This window comes from Nostoc sp. (genome assembly GCF_036917375.1).
GTDB lineage: Bacteria > Cyanobacteriota > Cyanobacteriia > Cyanobacteriales > Nostocaceae > Nostoc.
In genome coordinates this window covers 94,103-111,721 of record NZ_JBALDN010000094.1, presented here as the reverse complement: position 1 = coordinate 111,721, position 17,619 = coordinate 94,103, and the positions used below count along the sequence as shown (strand labels likewise).

At 42.2% G+C, this 17,619-nt stretch carries 13 protein-coding genes and 2 pseudogenes; 5 read left to right on the top strand and 10 right to left on the bottom strand.

What is annotated here, in order from left to right; all coding sequences use genetic code 11:
* Positions 1-26 precede the first annotated feature (26 nt).
* Positions 27-405, top strand: a pseudogene (locus V7K45_RS25010) (GxxExxY protein).
* Positions 406-566: 161 nt separating this feature from the next.
* Here V7K45_RS25010 and V7K45_RS25005 read toward each other — a convergent pair.
* The 3 genes from V7K45_RS25005 to V7K45_RS24995 form a co-directional block, all read right to left on the bottom strand.
* The gene (locus tag V7K45_RS25005; protein ID WP_334928629.1) at positions 567-881 is read right to left on the bottom strand and encodes a YkvA family protein; all 315 of its coding nucleotides are present in this window, start codon (positions 879-881) and stop codon (positions 567-569) included.
* A 255-nt stretch (positions 882-1,136) separates the two neighbouring features.
* On the bottom strand, positions 1,137-2,858 hold the full coding sequence (locus V7K45_RS25000; RefSeq protein WP_335007642.1) for a serine/threonine-protein kinase: 1,722 nt from the start codon (positions 2,856-2,858) through the stop codon (positions 1,137-1,139).
* A gap of 344 nt (positions 2,859-3,202) precedes the next feature.
* Positions 3,203-4,051 (bottom strand): alpha/beta fold hydrolase, encoded by an 849-nt coding sequence (locus V7K45_RS24995; RefSeq protein WP_335007748.1) that lies wholly within the window; start codon positions 4,049-4,051, stop codon positions 3,203-3,205.
* Between the two features lie 395 nt (positions 4,052-4,446).
* Here V7K45_RS24995 and V7K45_RS24990 point away from each other — a divergent pair, with 395 nt between their 5' ends.
* The 3 genes and pseudogenes from V7K45_RS24990 (at position 4,447) to V7K45_RS33080 (ending at position 7,849) form a co-directional block, all read left to right on the top strand.
* Positions 4,447-5,979, top strand: coding sequence for a SagB/ThcOx family dehydrogenase (locus tag V7K45_RS24990; protein ID WP_335007747.1), 1,533 nt, complete (start codon positions 4,447-4,449; stop codon positions 5,977-5,979).
* Between the two features lie 736 nt (positions 5,980-6,715).
* Positions 6,716-7,165: pseudogene (locus V7K45_RS33085) on the top strand (ABC transporter ATP-binding protein); the annotation flags it as partial.
* A 45-nt stretch (positions 7,166-7,210) separates the two neighbouring features.
* Positions 7,211-7,849 carry an ABC transporter ATP-binding protein gene (locus V7K45_RS33080; RefSeq protein ID WP_442942048.1) on the top strand — a complete coding sequence of 213 codons (639 nt, stop codon included), beginning with the start codon at positions 7,211-7,213 and terminating at the stop codon, positions 7,847-7,849.
* A 2-nt stretch (positions 7,850-7,851) separates the two neighbouring features.
* Here the strand turns inward: V7K45_RS33080 and V7K45_RS24980 are convergent, their stop codons facing one another.
* From V7K45_RS24980 to fldA, 4 genes are all read right to left on the bottom strand, one after another.
* Positions 7,852-8,205, bottom strand: a complete 354-nt coding sequence (locus V7K45_RS24980) for a DUF5615 family PIN-like protein (RefSeq protein ID WP_335007640.1) — start codon at positions 8,203-8,205, stop codon at positions 7,852-7,854.
* A gap of 18 nt (positions 8,206-8,223) precedes the next feature.
* The gene (locus tag V7K45_RS24975) at positions 8,224-8,454 is read right to left on the bottom strand and encodes a DUF433 domain-containing protein (RefSeq protein WP_292741094.1); all 231 of its coding nucleotides are present in this window, start codon (positions 8,452-8,454) and stop codon (positions 8,224-8,226) included.
* Positions 8,455-8,679: 225 nt separating this feature from the next.
* Positions 8,680-9,432: an alpha/beta fold hydrolase gene (locus V7K45_RS24970; RefSeq protein WP_335007639.1), complete on the bottom strand. Its 753-nt coding sequence runs from the start codon at positions 9,430-9,432 to the stop codon at positions 8,680-8,682.
* 70 nt (positions 9,433-9,502) lie between these two features.
* The gene (fldA, locus tag V7K45_RS24965) at positions 9,503-10,015 is read right to left on the bottom strand and encodes a flavodoxin FldA (RefSeq protein ID WP_335007638.1); all 513 of its coding nucleotides are present in this window, start codon (positions 10,013-10,015) and stop codon (positions 9,503-9,505) included.
* A gap of 903 nt (positions 10,016-10,918) precedes the next feature.
* Between fldA and V7K45_RS24960 the strand changes: the two genes are divergently transcribed.
* Positions 10,919-11,221: a hypothetical protein gene (locus V7K45_RS24960; protein ID WP_335007637.1), complete on the top strand. Its 303-nt coding sequence runs from the start codon at positions 10,919-10,921 to the stop codon at positions 11,219-11,221.
* A 72-nt stretch (positions 11,222-11,293) separates the two neighbouring features.
* On the opposite strand, the gene V7K45_RS24955 is transcribed toward V7K45_RS24960, so the two are convergent.
* From V7K45_RS24955 to V7K45_RS24945, 3 genes are all read right to left on the bottom strand, one after another.
* Positions 11,294-13,822, bottom strand: a complete 2,529-nt coding sequence (locus V7K45_RS24955) for a mannose-1-phosphate guanyltransferase (protein ID WP_335007636.1) — start codon at positions 13,820-13,822, stop codon at positions 11,294-11,296.
* A gap of 347 nt (positions 13,823-14,169) precedes the next feature.
* Positions 14,170-16,188: a glycosyltransferase family 39 protein gene (locus V7K45_RS24950; protein ID WP_335007635.1), complete on the bottom strand. Its 2,019-nt coding sequence runs from the start codon at positions 16,186-16,188 to the stop codon at positions 14,170-14,172.
* A gap of 102 nt (positions 16,189-16,290) precedes the next feature.
* A complete protein-coding gene (locus V7K45_RS24945; RefSeq protein WP_335007634.1) occupies positions 16,291-17,529 on the bottom strand; it encodes a glycosyltransferase family 2 protein in 1,239 nt (412 codons plus the stop codon).
* Positions 17,530-17,619 lie beyond the last annotated feature (90 nt).

Genomic DNA, 17,619 nt, shown 5'->3' with positions numbered 1-17,619 from the left:
AAGGGAAGCGCAGAGGTACGCAGAGGATGAGAGAGAATGAGTTGAGTGGGGTGATTATTGGGTGTGCGATGAGGGTGCATACTGCTTTGGGGCCTGGTTTATTGGAGTCGGCTTATGAAGAGTGCTTGGATTATGAGTTGAAGAAAGCCGGATTGAATAATTGGTAAGCAAATTACATTGCCCTTAGTTTATCAAGATGTGCAATTGGAATGTGTTTATCCATTAGATTTGATTGTCGAAAACCAAGTAATTATAGAGATTAAATCTGTAGAGTCCTTCCACCCGATTCACTCCGTTCAACTCCTAACCTATCTCAAACTAGCAAACTGCAAACTAGGTCTTCTCTTTAACTTTAACGTCCTCCACCTCAAAGAAGGCATCAAACGCGTAGCCAACAACCTCTAACCCCTCCTCTTACTCCCTCTCATCCTCCGCGAACCTCCGCGCTTCCCTCCGCGCCCCTACCCTGCGGGAAGGCGTTCGCGTAGCGTCTCGTAGAGAAGCGCCTATGCGTTGAAAAAAAATATCCCCCACCTCAGATTCCAAAAGCAGGGGTTTTATTAAAACTACTTAACAGAAACAGCATCAACATCAATAGTGCTTCCACTAGAGGTAGAACCCTCAGTAGTATTAGGTACTTCAGCACCCACCTCACCCTTACGAGCTTTCCAGCCCTCAATTACTAGCCCAGAAACTTCACTAACTAGCAGAGTCAAAAGGAAAACATCATCAATCTGTCCCGCAACGGGTATAAAATCTGGGAGAATATCAAACGGACTGACCAAATAAACCAACGTTCCTAAAATTACCCACCAACGGTATTTGGGGTTACGAAGCACACTGCGATACCAGGCGTAAAGCGATTGGATTGAAAATTTCATATTCTGAACCTCCAGTTATCTTTTATTTTGACAAATCATGGTAAAAATTCACGGTGCGAATAACCGTCCTAGTTAGTCTGGAAGACGCTACTAGTAATTTGTCAATAAAGATAAATAAGTAGGTAGGTAGCGGGTTCATCCCAAACAGGCAACAGTTGTTTATTTATAAGGCTGATTAATCGATGAGTGCTGATATCTGCTGCTCTAGCCATAAGAGATATGCCTATAGACTGATTTTTTATTTTGCTAGAGATTTTATAAATTACTCGGTATAGTCTTAAACTTCTGTGCAGATCCCAAAGAGTAATCTTCTAATTTAAAATCAGCAAAAGGCTTCTTTTCTAACCTATTCCGTAGCGCCTCGTCAAGAATAACACCTGATGATTCTCTTTTAACCCCAATAATTATCACACTTGTCTGATATGTAGTTAAATCCTGATTTGCCTGACAATCACTCCGTTGAAATTGACCCAAATTCAATAAGCGATAACTTTTGACACTTGGTGTATTAATAAATAATTTTTTAACCAAAAGTTGTATTTGTTTAGAACGTTCTAAAGCCACACGTTCTTGAACTGATGTATCACCTTTACAAGAAGCTGTACCGACAGAGATAATCTCATTGGGAGCTTCCATTATATTCTCTATACCTTCTTGTTCTAAATTCAACTTTAAAAGGTCAACACTAATAATTTCATCATTGGATTTAATTTGAAAGTTGCTACCTAAAAGCCATTTATACTTTAGTGATAAAACCGCTATATTAAATTCAGCTATCCTTCCCTGACTATCTCTACCTTCTTGATAGGGAAAATAATCTATATTACCTTTTTTTTCTGGATATTGTCTGTAATAAGATGTTTCATAAACATCTGATTTCCGTGTGGCTAAAACCACTATACTAAGTAATCCTAATATTACTAATAGAACTGCAAAAAATGCTAATAGCGGCACTTTTTCCGGCTGCTTGTTTGGAGGTAATGAGTTGTTATTAATATCTACAGGTAAATCTTCAAGGTTAGAAGCTTCTAAGATATTACTATTTGTCGGAGTCGTGTCTGTTAATTGAGTTTCTATTTCTTCTAGGGAATGCAAAATTTCTTGAGTACTGGCAGGACGTTGTTCTATATCTGATGCTGTTAGCCAATCAATTAAATTCAATAGTAAGGGTGAAATATGGATAGCATGATTTTGCCAGTGCAATAAATTTTGCTGGACATCATACATCTCCAAAGGATGGTGTCCTGTCAGCAAAAATACAAAAGTGCGTCCCAAAGCAAATAAATCTGACTGCGGTACTGCTTGACCATTCATTTGTTCTGGGGCGCTGTAGCCAGATGACATAAGTGCTGTCATCTTGTCGCCATTGCTTATTTGGTCTTGATAGGTTTTATTAATTTCATTGGCGGTGCCAAAATCAATCAGTACTAGATTCCCCCAACCCTCCTCAAGGGGGGATCTAATCATGATGTTAGATGGCTTAATATCTCGATGTAGGTACTGTTTGCTATGTACTACATCTAAAATTTCTATCAACTGCCTTAACCAGTCTATGGCTTGTTCTTGGGATATGGGGCTATTTTGCTGTTGTAACCACTGTTCTAAGTTGTAGCCATCGATTTTTTCCATTGCAATGCAATGCAATACTAAACCATTTCGGGTTTGATACTGGAAGTAACTATCTTCTTTGGGAATTCCGGGATGCTTGAATTGTCCCAACACCGTTACTTCTTGCTGAAATAGTTCTACTGCTTTGGCGTCGCCTGATAAATCCTCTTTGAGTATTTTGAGAATTTTGGGGGTATCTTGCTCGTATGCCTCATAAACTTTACTAAAACCTGTTTTGTCACTCAACAGGCACGTCACCCGATAACGCCCTAGCAATTCTAGATGGGAACCACAACTTTGACAAAAGCGGTTTTGATGATTATTTGGGTGATTTGGTTTAGGGCAAACAGGGTTGATACAAAGGCTCATGACAGGGGAGTGGGGAGTGGGAAGTGGAGGAGCAGGGGAACGATACTGCTCGGTTAAAGGGAAAAGGGTAAGGGGAAAAGGATTGGAAGGCTCGATATATAAGGTTTTTTCCCCTTTAACATGAGTCCCTTTCCCCCAAAAGCCGACAAGTATTGAGCAGGGGAGAAATTGCAGTAAGTTTTTCCGCTCCTTTGCACCTCTGCCTCTTATGCCCACTTGCCCTGAGCGTACCCCTGCGGGGAAGCAAGCTACGCGTAGCGTCTCGCAGAGAAGGGATGCCCAATTCCCCTAGACATCGCTCCTATTAATTCTTCTGTTGCTGTATGACTAATCCCGTCTAATAATCATGAGATTTTTGATCTGTGTTCTGCCAAGAAAGCTGCCACAGTTTGGTTAAATGCCTCTGGTTGTGTCAAAAACGGCCAATGATTGCCGGGAACTTGGCAGATACGTAAGTTTTGAAGATAGGTTTTGTAAGGTTGAATTTGCCAATTTTGGCGGTTCAGCCCTTGTTTTGGCTGGACGAATAGGGCAGGGGTGTCAAGGGGAATTGTAAAACCTGGGACTTGCATTACTGCCTCAAAAATTCCGTCGCGGGCGGCTATGGTAAATTTGCTGCCCCAACTACCATCGGGTTTTTGTTCTATTCCTGCTTGGAAGACTTGCTCTTGTAAAGAAGTCCATCCTTGATATTGCTTTAATTGCCGTGCTTGTTGTTCGGCTTCTTGCTGATTGGCAAAGGGTCCCATACTTTTAAGAAAAGGCAAGAAGCGATATAACATCGGGAAAGTTACCCTGAAAAGACTGGGCATTTTCCAGATAAAAATCGGATCGACGAGAATTATACTCCGTAAACGCTTTGGGTTTTGTCTTGCCCAGATGGCGGCTAATTTGCCTGTCCAAGAGTGACTTACAATATGGGCAAAAGTCCATCCAAGACTATCCATGAGTGCTTCAAGGTCTGCGATCGCACTTTCAAAGCTATAATCTATCTCTGGTTTACTACTTTGGCCGTGTCCGCGCATATCTGGCGCAACTATGTGGTAATCCGCCGCCAAGTAATCTCCTAAACTAGACCACACTAGAGCATGATCGCCTAAGCCATGTAGCAGCAGTAAAGGTTCTTGACCTTGATTCCATTCTAAATAAGAAAGTTGGATATCAGGCTTTGATAAAGTTTGACGTACAGGCATCATTGCACATCCAGGCGTAGATAGTTTTGCGTTTATATAGTACTGCGGAAGAAGATGGGGAGCAGGGGAGCAATACTGCTCGGTTAAAGGGAAAAGGGTAAGGGAAAAGGATTGGAAGGCTCGATATATAAGGTTTTTTCCCCTTGAACATGAGTCCCTTTCCCCCAAAAGCCGACAAGTCTTGAGCAGGGGAGAAAAGAAATTGTAGTCAGTTTTTCCCCTCTGCCCCTGGTCACTGAGCGCAGCCGAAGTGTGCCCCTCTGCCTCGTATGCCCAATTCAATTGTTACCATTTACCACTTTATGACTCTGAGGATTGTACCAATTGACACGAAATAATGAGGCTAATGAATGCCAAGATCAAGAAAAGGATGCCCCAAGGATATTAAAAGTACTATGCCAGAATTACACCAATCGATTGCCCAGCATTATCACGAACGGACTAAATACAACCCTGAAACTCTCGCTTCCAAAAGTCAGCGGTTAGACTGGACTAAACAGCCAGTGCCCTTCAAAGAGTACAAAATTGGCTCTACTTTTGATCTCAAACCCTATATCCAAGAAAAAGCAGAGGCTTATGCTAATAATCCAGATGCTCAATGGTGGCAAAGACTTTCACGACTATTGTTTCGCAGTTATGGATTGACGGCGAAAATGCCTTCTATGGGTAGTGCAGTGTATTTACGCGCTGCTCCCAGTGCAGGCGGACTATACCCTGCTGAGGTGTATGTGGTTTCCCGTGGTACGTCGTTATTGCCGCCTGGTCTATATAACTACCAGTGTCGAACTCATTCTCTCATGCATTATTGGGAAAGTGATGTTTGGCAAACTCTCCAAGCAGCTTGTTTTTGGCATCCTTCTTTAGAAAATACCCAATTAGCAATTATTGTGACTGCGGTTTTCTACCGTTCTGCGTGGCGCTATGAAGATCGGGCTTACCGACGGATTTTTCTGGATACGGGACATCTGTTGGGCAATATCGAGTTAGCTGGTGCGATTACTGATTATCGCCCCCATTTAATCGGCGGCTTTGTGGATGAATCGGTCAACGATCTGCTTTATGTCGATCCGCAACAAGAAGGTGCGATCGCTGTCTTACCTTTGGCAGACTTGTTAGATATTAATCAAAATTTACCATTGGGATGTACAGCTTTACCTTCCGCTACTGAAACCAGTTATCCTCAAATCCCTGATGGCGAACTTCTAACATATTTCCATCGACACACTCAGATCCAACCAGGTGTAACTGGTAATCTTAATCTACCAACTATTAAGCAAGAAAAATCTTTGGAGGATAAATACAATTTTCCTTTCTGTTTAAAAATTCCCACTATCACTGCACCTATAAATTGGGGACAAAAACTATCAGAACTGGAAAGCACTATGTATAAGCGACGCTCTACCCGCGCTTACAATGGTGATGATTTAAGCTTCGATGAATTGAAAAGTTTACTCGATTTCACTTACCAACCGCAAAATTACATCGAGCAAAGTTTAGATATTTCTCCCGATTACTTCGATTTAAATTTAATCGAAACATTCATTGCTGTTTGCGGAGTCAAAGGACTGGAGGCGGGTTGTTACTATTACGCACCCAAAGCTCAAGAATTACGCCAAATTCGGTTTAAAAACTTTCGGCGAGAGTTACATTTTCTCTGTTTAGGACAAGAATTAGGACGGGATGCGGCAGCGGTATTATTTCACACAGCCGATTTGAAAGCTGCGATCGCACAATATGGCGATCGCGTTTACCGTTACTTGCACATGGATGCCGGTCATTTGGGACAACGCCTGAATTTAGCAGCAATGCACCTGAATGTAGGCGTCAGTGGTATCGGTGGATTCTTTGACGATCGAGTAAATGAAGTTTTGGGTATTCCTGCTGATGAAGCTGTTTTATATATCACTACATTGGGACGCCCAAGATAAAAAGAATCCCAGAGACGCGGAGAATCCAGAGAGTTTCTTTCTCTGTCCTTTACGTCTCTGTGCGAGCTTACGGGGCTACAAAAAGGCTAGGATGCAGATCAAACAAGCCTCATCGCCCTTTGTCATTGTTGGTATTACTGGTGCTTGTTATGACTTGTATAAATAATTTGGCAACGAACTTGTAGAATAAATTTTATTTAATACACTAAGATACTTATTTTCTCATAAATGTTTCAATAGTGTTTCACTAATGCTGTTTCTATTCCGAATACAAAACTTTCAGTACGAGGATTAAGTAATACTTGTGTACTACTAAAGGGCGATCGCAGTGTGCCAGTTACGTAAGTCCTGTTAGGGTAATTTGCTTTTGATAGTGCAAGCTGTTTTTTTAACTTTTCGTATTTACATAGAAGGTATATTATGATGGGCGCTAAACTGTCATTGGTCATTAGTCATTAGTCCAAATCCAATGCCCAATGACGCCACTTGCTCTACTTGGGGAGACCCAATCGCTTTTAGCGTCTCCTCCATGTCCAATGCCAAATCCCAATGACAATAATTAGTTGTGTCCCAAGTTATTTTAGAAAACGTTTATAAAAGTTTTTCCTCGCGTAAAGGGGAAAATGTTAGCTCACAAACCCAATCTTCTCTCACGCCTGGGGAAAAAATCGATGTAGCCCAAGAGCGGGCGGAAAGTGTCAATGTCTTGCGGCGGATTAACCTAACGATCGCAGATGGCGAGTTTATGGTGCTGGTGGGCCCTTCTGGTTGTGGTAAAAGCACCCTACTGCGATTAATCGCTGGCTTGGAAACAATGACTGGCGGTAATATCTGGGTAGGCGATCGCTTGATCAATGACTTACCACCCAAAGAACGCGACATCGCAATGGTGTTTCAAAATTACGCCCTTTATCCCCACATGACGGTGTATGACAACATTGCTTTTGGTTTACGCCGCCGTTTTGGGAAAGCAGAGGAAGAAATAACTACCTCATCTCAATATCTTCAGACGTGGGCGGAAAATATTTTTGTGGGGGCGACTAGAAAATTACCTAAAGGACTGCGCTATATTTCTGACAAAGAACGGGCGGTGAATGAGCAGGTGCGTAGTGTTGCCCAACTGTTACAAATGGAAACATTGCTGAATCGCTTACCTAAACAGCTATCTGGGGGACAAAGACAACGGGTTGCATTGGGGAGAGCGATCGCGCGTGACCCCCAAGTATTTTTAATGGATGAACCACTTTCTAATTTAGATGCCAAATTGCGGGCGGAAACCCGCGCCCAAATTGTCAAATTGCAGCGCCAACTGGGGACGACGACAATTTACGTTACCCACGATCAAACAGAAGCAATGACAATGGGCGATCGCATTGCGATTATGTCTGAGGGTAAAATTCAGCAAGTTGCTTCTCCCCTAGAGCTTTACAACCGTCCTGCCAATCTTTTTGTAGCAGAATTCATTGGTTCGCCACCAATGAATTTTATTCCTGTGGAATTTCATGCCCCGCAGTTGATTACTCATTCCCAGTTGCGTTTCACCCTGCCCGAAGTTTGGGGAAAAGCTTTACAAAAATACGATGGGAAAACTCTAATTTTAGGCATTCGCCCAGAACACTTGAATTTGAGTATGCCTGCAACCAAAAATCTACCCGTGCAAGTAGATTTGGTAGAAAATCTCGGTAACGATTCCTTTCTCGCTGTTAAGATTGCCGAACCAGGATCTAAACCTGCTACTACAGCCAATTACTTACAAGTACGAATCCCACCAGACCGATTTGTAAAAGCTGGTGAGCAACTATGGTTATCGCTAACTCCAGAGAAAATTCACTTTTTTGACCCAGAAACCGAGTTAGCGATATTTCCCTAAAACTATCCGCGCCTAATTGGTAGAATACGCACCCTAGATTGAGCTTGGTCAACAGTGACTAATGCGCCTGTCTCTAGTGAAGACTCAAATTGATTCAGGGCTGAAATAACTAGATTTTCAATACTGTTCGGCAAAACATCCTGGGTACGAACCTGAATGACACTGGGAGTATCGGCACCTGTAGCAGCTAATAGGGACCCGAAGTCTAAATCATGAGTAAAGACGATATATCCATTAGTTCTTGCCCACTCCATAATTATTGAATCTTTCTCACGCGGATCGCCAACTGTAGACCAGTGGACAGAGGAAATATTGTACTTCTCAAAAACCGCAACCCAATCAGGAGAAAGGTTCATTCATATCAATCAAAATTTTCATGCACTTCTAAGAGGCACTTCAATCTCTTCAGCTCTCCATGCAGCGTAGGCAAGTGCTTCATAGATGTCGGCTTCTTCGAGGTAGGGATATGCCTTAAGGATGTCGCTATTGCTATGTCCAGATGCCATTAAGCCAACGACAGTACCAACCGTGACACGCATTCCGCGAATACAGGGTTTGCCGCCCATCACTTCAGGATTGCGAGTAATTCTAGTGAGATTTTGCATAATTTTTGTTCCAACTTAAAATTGACAGTTGCTGCTTTAACGCCTATATTCTGCGTTAAATTTAGAAAAAAGTTTAAAATTCTTAATTTTTAGTAAAAATAGTTTATTAATCAATTTGGTAAAAAAGTGCTTTCAACTGTAAAGTAGCGATCGCACCCAGTACACCCAAATTTCACAAGTACGTAGCCGTAAGGCTTGTCCTTAGACATCCTACTCTCAAAGTTACTAATTTGTAGAACTGCTAAAAGATAGTGCAGATGTTTCCAGTAAATGCGGATGGTGGTGTTGCCAAAAACTCAAAATTTGTTCGCCAACTTGTTGAGGATAGAAGTAATGAAAAAAATGATACCCTTGTGGGCATTCCCAGAGTTTATCTTCTGGCTTCAACCAATTCAACCAATCATGTAATACAGTTGGGTTGACTACCGGATCGCTCTTGCTACCACATACCATCATTGGCATAGAAACTCCACCCTTGGGTAAATAAACCAACTTAAATAAAGAGTGTGACGAGGGAGATTGTTCTAAATCTTTATCTAAGGCAGCTACTAACTTTTTAGTGGTATGAGCTGGTTGATTTCCAAAAAGACTGCGAACGCTACTTGCTAAAACTAGCTCACGGCTGATGCTAAAAAGTTGTCGTTGAAAGTAATAGTGAGCTTGCCAATTATTTGCAGGTTGAGCTGCTACAGCTAGCAAGGTTAGCGATCGCACTTTTTGCGGAAATCGCCGCGCAAAGGTTAAAGCGATCGTACCACCCATAGCATGACCTGCTAAATGCACGGGGCGATCGCGCCATTCTAAAAACTCATATAGCAAATCCACAGCTTGATCTATGGAACTGGCTTCATCTTTAGTTTGCTGATATTCCCACTGGGCGACATTTATATACCCAGATAAATATTCAAGTAATGGTTTATCAAAACGCTGCAAAACAGGACTGGCACTTAACCATAAAATATCAAATGAATCAGACATAAATACCTATAACTTCTAAATTCTCAATTTCAATAAAGGCGCACAGCTAGCTGTGCGCCCCAAATCTCTTCTACAAACCAAATTCTGTCTTTAACTGAGCAACCCAAGTTTTAATTCGCTCGTCTGTTAAATCAGATTGACTACCTTCATCAAGCGCCAATCCGACAAATTTGCCATTTCTCAAAGCTCTAGAATTCTCAAATTCATATCCATCAGTTGGCCAGTAACCAACAGTTTTACCGCCTCGTTGGGAAATTTTTTCTTCTAGAATTCCTATTGCATCCTGGAAGTTATCGCTATAGCCATATTGGTCTCCGTCACCAAAATAGGCAACCAGCTTACCACTAAAATCTATTTGATCCAGATCGGAGAAAAAGCCTTCCCAATCGCTCTGAAGTTGACCAATATCCCAAGTAGGAGAGCCAATAATTAGCAAGTCATACTCATCAAAAGTGCTACTATCCGCCTCGTAAATGGGATGTAATGTCACAATATCATCACCAAACTCATCCCGAATTTTTTCAGCATCAGATTCAGTGTTGCCTGTTTGAGTACCGTAAAACAAACCAATTTTTTTTGACATATTGACACCTGATAAATAGTTGTGTGTTCTGCTGAAAAGTCGCCCTGAGAGGTTGGTTAATCTGCCCATCAAGGCATCGACTCCAGTGTTTGAACAGCCACGCAAGTCAAAAGCGTTATCTTTTCAGAAAGTTTGCAAATAGCTGAAATACACGATTTGCTTAATGAATATTACTCTCAATAAATCTGAAGATATACTACCAGACTTATTGAGAGTCTTTTTTATTTAACTATGTTAACTTTTGTTAAGTATTTCAGGAAACAAACCGCAAACTAGACGAGGCAGCAAGAATTTTCATACCTTAATTGGTCAAAAACCAATACGGTTCAGTTAAGCAAATTTATCTGTTAAGGCAGGCAGGGGGAGCAGGGGAGGCAGGGGAGGCAGGGGGAGAGAAAAAAGCTTAACTGAACTGTATTGGGTCAAAAACCTCGCACTTACTCGAATACAAGTAGTGACGCCTGAACAAAAGAGCTTAGACTAAAAGCGATACAAGACTGGAGTTATGCGATATCGTCCTTTGTCCGCCTAAACTACGCTAAGTCAGTCAAGTTACCGTATTTTTATCTTAAGAGTGAATAACGCACTCTGCAAGAAAATAATTTAAATCGCTAATAAATATCGATAACGCTTGTAAAGACGTGATAAATCGCGTCTCAATGTCTCAATACGCTTGGGTTAAGAAGAATAGTAGGTTGGGTTGAGCTTAAGCGTTACCCAACAAAGCCTTGATAATGTTGGGTTTCGTTCCTCAACCCAACCTACGCCAGTTTTAGTTTTTAGGCTTAACTGAACCGTATTAAATTGCGTCTTACGATATCCTCACAAAACATCCCTGATAATTACTGGTTTCAAAAATTACTTCGGTAAAGGAAGCTAAGGGAGTAAGTTTTTTGTGCATTTATGAAATTAATCCAAATACTAAAACTAGCTGTAATTCCAGTTTTGACTGTATTTAGCTTTGTGTCTACATCAAATACAGCACTAGCTGACTATTTAAATAGTCAGGGTTCAGGAGGTAATTACCGTTATGAATTATGGTCTACAGATGATAATAGTTATTACTATTTAAAAGTTTGGCTATATGAAGCAAGTCCAGAAAGTAACCCATACTCCACAACTAGAGCATTCCCTTCTAGTAGAGAAGCTTTAATTTATTTTGATTGCAATTTTGCTGAGAAAAATTTACCAGAATGTTCTCAATGAGAATTTAGAATCCCCTCAACATAATTCGTAGTTCGTAATTAAAGAATTCAATTACGAATTACGAATTATGAGTTACACTTCGGCGGGTTGATATTCTTGTTGTCTTTCCACAAAAGTCTGAACACGGGTGCGGTAGTTTCTCACAGTCTCATCTACCCATTCGCGATCGTTGCTATTTGCATACAAATGCACCAGTGGTTCGCTGGCATCTGGTAAAACTAATAGCCAACTGTCATCGTAGGGTTGACAAATTTTTACTCCATCAATTAATTCTAGATTTTGAGCTGGGTGAGTTTCCACTAAGTAACGCATCAAAGCACCCTTAGCTGTCCACGGGCAACGGACTGTATAACTTTTGTGAATTACACGGGGCAATTCTGACCGCGCAGCAGCAAGCGATCGCTCTTGTATAGTCAACATCTCAATTATCTTCGCAATGCAGAACATGGAATCAAATCCCGGATGCAGTTGCGGGAAAATAAAACCAGTCTCTCCACTACCTCCAAGCACCACATTCGGGTTTTTCTGGCAAGCTTCCATTAAAGCTGTAGGGTTGGCTTTAGTGCGAATCACCCTGCCATCGTGGCGACGGGCGACTTGTTCAATAGCACTAGAAGCATGAACTGGCACTACTACTGTTCCTCTGGGGTTAGCAGTTAATATCATGTCTACCATCAGTGCTGTTAACATTTCCCCGCGAATTGGGTAGCCTGATTCATCAACTAAAATTAGCTGTTCTCCATTAGCCGAAACTTGCACCCCAAAGTTAGCTTTCAATGCCTCTACTACATGGCCTAACTGAGTCAGCAATCCTTCGCGATCGGTGATTGACATCGCCGTTTTATTGACACTGGCATTCAATACGACTGCATCTGCGCCAAATTTATCCAACATTTGGGGTAAAACTGCCCCTGATACGGCATAAACATAGTCAATCACCACTTTTGCGCGGCTGTTACGGAGTGTATGCACATGCAATAGTTTCTCAAAAGCAGTACAGTAGCGATCCATGACTTGGCTAGGGTAAGACACATCGCCAATTTCATGAATTAGTGCTCGTCGCATATCCTCCTTAAAGTAAGCCCCTTCAATTTTCTTTTCTAGGGCTTTGGTGATATTAATGCCCTTGGCATCCATGAATTCAATCAAAATGTAGTCAGGGCGATCGGGGTGTACCCGAACGTGGATACCACCAGCTACCGACATTGTGGGTATAACTGTACGGGCGATGGGGATAGCTGTGGCATCGAGGTTTTGAATGTCAACACCTACTGACATTAAACCTGCAATCAGCGATCGCGTCACCATCCGAGAAACATTACGCTGGTCGCGGGAAACCGTTACTTTAGAACCAGGTTTCAAAGTAGAACCGTAAGCAGCTCCCAATTTCACAGCGAATTCTGGGGTGATGTCGATATTAGCTAATCCTTGGACACCACGTTGCCCAAATAAATTGCGTTGGGCTGTGTTTCCCCAAATTAAGTTAATGTTTAAAACTGCTCCTGACTCAATCTTTTTACTGGGCCAAACGCGTACACCAGGGCTAATTTGGGCTTCTTCTCCCACCGTAGAAAGCGAACCCACAACAGCAGCTTCTAATACATGGGCGCGGCGGTCTACACGAGTGCCACGGGAAATTACACAGGCAGAAAGATGTGCTTCTTCGCCAATAAATGCCCCATTCCACACGATGGGACGTTTGAGATTAGCATCAGCGCCAATAGTGACATTATCCCCAATTACGGTTCCTGCCTCAATCTGTACTCTTGCCCCAATACGGCAATTGTCACCAATCACAGCCGGGGTTTCAATCACAGCCGTGCGATCGATGTAAGTATTTTGGCCTACCCATAATTCATGAGAAACTTCTTTATAGGCAAAATCCAACTGCACTTTCCGATCTAACGCGTCATACTGAGCCTCACGATAGGCATCTAAATGACCGACATCACACCAGTAACCTTGAGCAATGTAACCATACATTGGCTCATCTTTTGCAAGCAGTAAAGGGAATAAATCTTTAGAAAAGTCACATTCAACGTTTGCTGGCAGATATTCCAAAACTTCTGGTTCGAGAATGTAAGTACCAGTGTTGACGGTATCAGAAAAAATTTCACTACTAGAGGGTTTTTCTAAAAATCGCCGAATCCGTGCTTCCTCATCGGTAATCACCACTCCAAATTCAATCGGGTTGGGAACCCTGGTTAAAATCAAAGTAGCTTTTGACTTATTTTGTTTGTGAAATGCGATCGCTGCCGTCAGGTCAAAATCTGTTATGCTATCCCCGCTAATGACTAAAAAGGTTTCATCAAGAAGTTCGGCAATGTTTTTTACACAGCCTGCCGTACCCAAAGGCTGATCTTCTTCGACAGCATAAGTCATTTGGACGCCAAAATCGCTGCCATCTTGAAAATAGTCTCGCAAGACATCAGGTAAATAATGCAATGTTGCAATAACTTCTGTAATTTGATGTCGTTTGAGGAGATTGATAATATGTTCGGCAATTGGTCGATTTAGAATTGGCACCATCGGTTTCGGCAGATCGCAAGTTAACGGGCGAAGCCGCGTTCCCGAACCGCCTGCCATCAGTACTGCACGCATAAATCCTCCTTAACTAGTTACAGCTTTCGCTATTTGAAAGCGTGTCAGATATATTTTGTTTTTCTTTCTCTAGTCTCCTATGGATATTCATATTTGAGGAACTTCCACAAGATGCATTACCGCAAGCCGGAAGTCAAAATTTAAAAGTCAAAAGTCAAAAGTTTTGTACAAGGCTTTTGCAAGTTTTAAAATGATAGCTTGATTTTTGCTGCGCTGTACTAGATTGGGTATGGGGTATGGGAAAGAGGCAGAGGGGCAGAGGAGAAAAACTTACTATAACTTCTCCCCTGCTCCCCTACTCCCCTACTTCCCCTGCTTCCCCTGCCCTATTTCCCCCAGTTCTCAGCTTATTGGCAATGGTAAAGTTCATATTCGTAGCCGTCTACGGTTGGCAAAGATTGAGTATCAGATATAGTGCATGTTTTGACGGTTTCTGCTACGGGTGCATGAAAGTTTACCAGCCATAAGTCAAAAGGTCGTGGTAATTTTTTTAAAGTATTTTCCAAAGCAATGGTGGAAGCATTTGGATCTCGATCTTGATGAGCAAGGAGAAACAGAGGATTTTGGAGTGAATTTGCAAGTTTAATTTCCCTCGCAACTCCCATCATTTCCCCAGTGTGTACATAAGTTTTGTGGGTAGTGGCAATCAGTACTGGTGTTGGGGATGTTTGTTGAATTAGTTGCACAAACAGGTCAGGGCGATAATATTTTTGATAGCCGAGATTGCAAATTACTGTAACTGCACTGAAAAATCCCATTAACCAAATTACCATTACGGCTTTTTTCCCGTTTATTCCCCATTTCCCGATGCTTGTTATCCCATTTTTCCCTGCCTCTGTTTCCATTTGGGGAGGATGCCAACAAACTGCGAGACTTGCACCTAATAAAACCACGATCGCGGGAAAGTAAACAAAGTTATATCTAGCACCTCTGGTGAGGTCAATACCCAAAAAGTACGTAAAGATAAAGAATATTGCGATCGCACTGATAACTACTCCAGCAAGTACCTGAATCATCATCCGGTTTTCTGGGTGCTGTAGTTGAATTTTAATCCCACGCAGCAAAATTGGTACTGCCCAAATAAAGAAAGTTAGCATCACTATTCCAGAAGGAATCACAACCAAAGCTTGAGAAGATTCAACTGGTAATAGGGAAATCATTGCAATCAATGTTCCTAAAGCTTGAAAAATTGGGCTTAACCAATCTAGTCCAACGCGCGAACCTCGAATCCACTCGGTCAAAGCACCACGATTTTCATTCTCTAATAAGGTTGGTATCCAAATTAAACCTGCTACACAAGTACCTATCGCAACGGCATAGATGCGCCGCCAAGAAGGAGAAAAGAGCAGAGAAAATTTGCTGCTAGTAGTCTGCCAACCCAAAAATGCTGGGTGAGGGCTGGGGAAAGGGGAAAGGTTAAAGGGTAAGGGATTTAAAACTTTTCCCCCCTGCCCCTTATCCCCAGAGGGGACCCCACCTTCCCCCTTACCCTTTACCCTGCCAAGTTCACTTGGCGAACTGCTAGTTTGCAATTGAAGCCAAGCCAGAAAAATCAAAACTACGACTTCTGTGCAGAGGGTAAGGGTGAAAAAATAATGAGTAGCAATACCTAAAGCATTAATTCCGATCCAGAAAAGTGCTACCCATATAGGTAGAGGTGTGCGGTTTTGAATATGACGTGTGGCAATTACTAAGCAGGTGAGGGAACCAATTACCCATAAGATTGCCAAAGTGTAATGACGCGCTTCTTGTGCTAAAAATACGCCATAAGGTGATACTGCCATCATGGCAGCAGTCAAGTTTCCTACTAAGCGCGAACGAAATGCTACTCTACCTAATACGTAAACACACGGAATTGAGGCTGCGCCAAATATAGCTGGTAGCAATCGCGCCCCAAACAGCGATATTAATCCTCCATCGCTCTTAAATAATTTCATCCACAGGTAAGCCAGGACAAAATACAGTGGTGGATGATTATCTTGTGTCGCTAAGTTATGAATGACATCACCAATACTAGCCGCTGGGTTTAGTTGCAGTGGTTGTAATAGGATATCAGGTGCGATCGCTCGATCGAGGGGAACTGATATAAAAGTATTCCCCAAGCTAAACACCAAGGTGGCAAACTCATCAGTCCAAGGAGGCTTTGCAGTCAAGTTGATTAGGCGCAAGCTGATGCCGACAATCAACCATATTAAAATCAGCAAGGGATTAACCCAGGAAGGAGGAAGGCGATGCCAATTATGCCAATGCTTGCGTTGTGAGCCAGAGTTTTTATCTGCCAGAGGCAGGAAATGTATAGCAGATGCAGGTAGCAACGAGATAATTTTTTTGTAAAAATAAAATGCACCTTGGAAAAGAACTCTCATTGCTGGGCCTCACAGTCATGGATTTGTAGATTTGACGTTTGAGATTTAAGTTCGTTCTAAAATCTAAAAACAAAAATCTAAAGCTCAAATCCCTCGTTGTGATTATTTCACGTCTGTGACGCGCCAGCTAAGTTTCAAATTAACCCAGAAATTCCAGATGGTAGCAACTGCGATCGCTATCAACTTAGCTAAATACTGATTTATTTCCAAGATATTATAGAGAAAGTTAATTATTAGAGCTTGTAATATAACTCCTGCCAAACAGACCGCACTGAACTTCAAGAATCGCTTGAAACGTTGATGCGAAGCACGTTGCCTCTGAGAAATATCACTAAAAGTCCATATATCATTCCATAGGAAATTATTGACGATTGCTACTCCGGCCGAAAGAATCGTACTGCGGGTTAAACCTAAATGAATTACAGTACGCAGCAAGTGAAACACCGTTAAATCCACAAATACACCACTAAAGCCAACAAACCCAAAACGGACAAATCGACCGATGGGGAAATTGACTTTTCTTTGCAATCGTCCTACTTTCCCTGTGGAAAGCCGCAATCGCACTAAGTGGTGGATGTAATCTATATATTGCTTCCATGTCACCTTACTCTCGCCCTCTTTGCGTTCGCAAAATACATACCCAACTTCGGCAACTTGGTCTACTTTTCCCCGGCCAATTACTTCTAGGAGAATTTTATATCCAACTGGATTGAGTGTTACACCTGCGATCGCACTCCGGCGCACCATAAAATAACCACTCATCGGGTCAGAAACTCTGCCCAATACCCCCGGTAAGATTACCAAGCCTAACAACTGGGCGCCACGAGACAAGAAACGCCTAACAACACTCCAGCTACTAACACCGCCTCCTTCTACATGACGGCTAGCTACTGCCAAATCTGCTCCCTGCTCAATATTACGCAACAGTTGTATTAGTACCTCTGGTGGATGCTGCAAATCTCCATCAATCACCCCCAACACACTGCCCGTAGCTGCTTGCCATCCACGAATCACTGCTGAGGATAGCCCTCGTTCCTGTTGGCGTCGCATCACCCGCAACTGGGGGTATTCTGTCGTCAAAGATTGCGCTATCTCCCAGGTTCGGTCTGGGCTATCATCATCTACCACTATTAGTTCATACTTTCCTGCAATCGATTCATCTAGTAATTGACTCAATATGCTGACTACATTCTTGATGTTGTCACGCTCTTTATAAGTAGGAATTACTAGAGAAAGATGAATAGAATCATCGTCTGTACCCACGGGGTTGGGGGGCAACTCTGAAATCTTTAGCGGGCCAGTTGATACTGTTAACAGCGAGGTCGATGAGTTTGTTTTCATATTGCAAATTGCAAAACGAGGGTGTGTAAAGTCTGTGGAAAATAGAATCAAACATCTGGTGACTTTAGTGACTGAACCTAGTTACTCAAA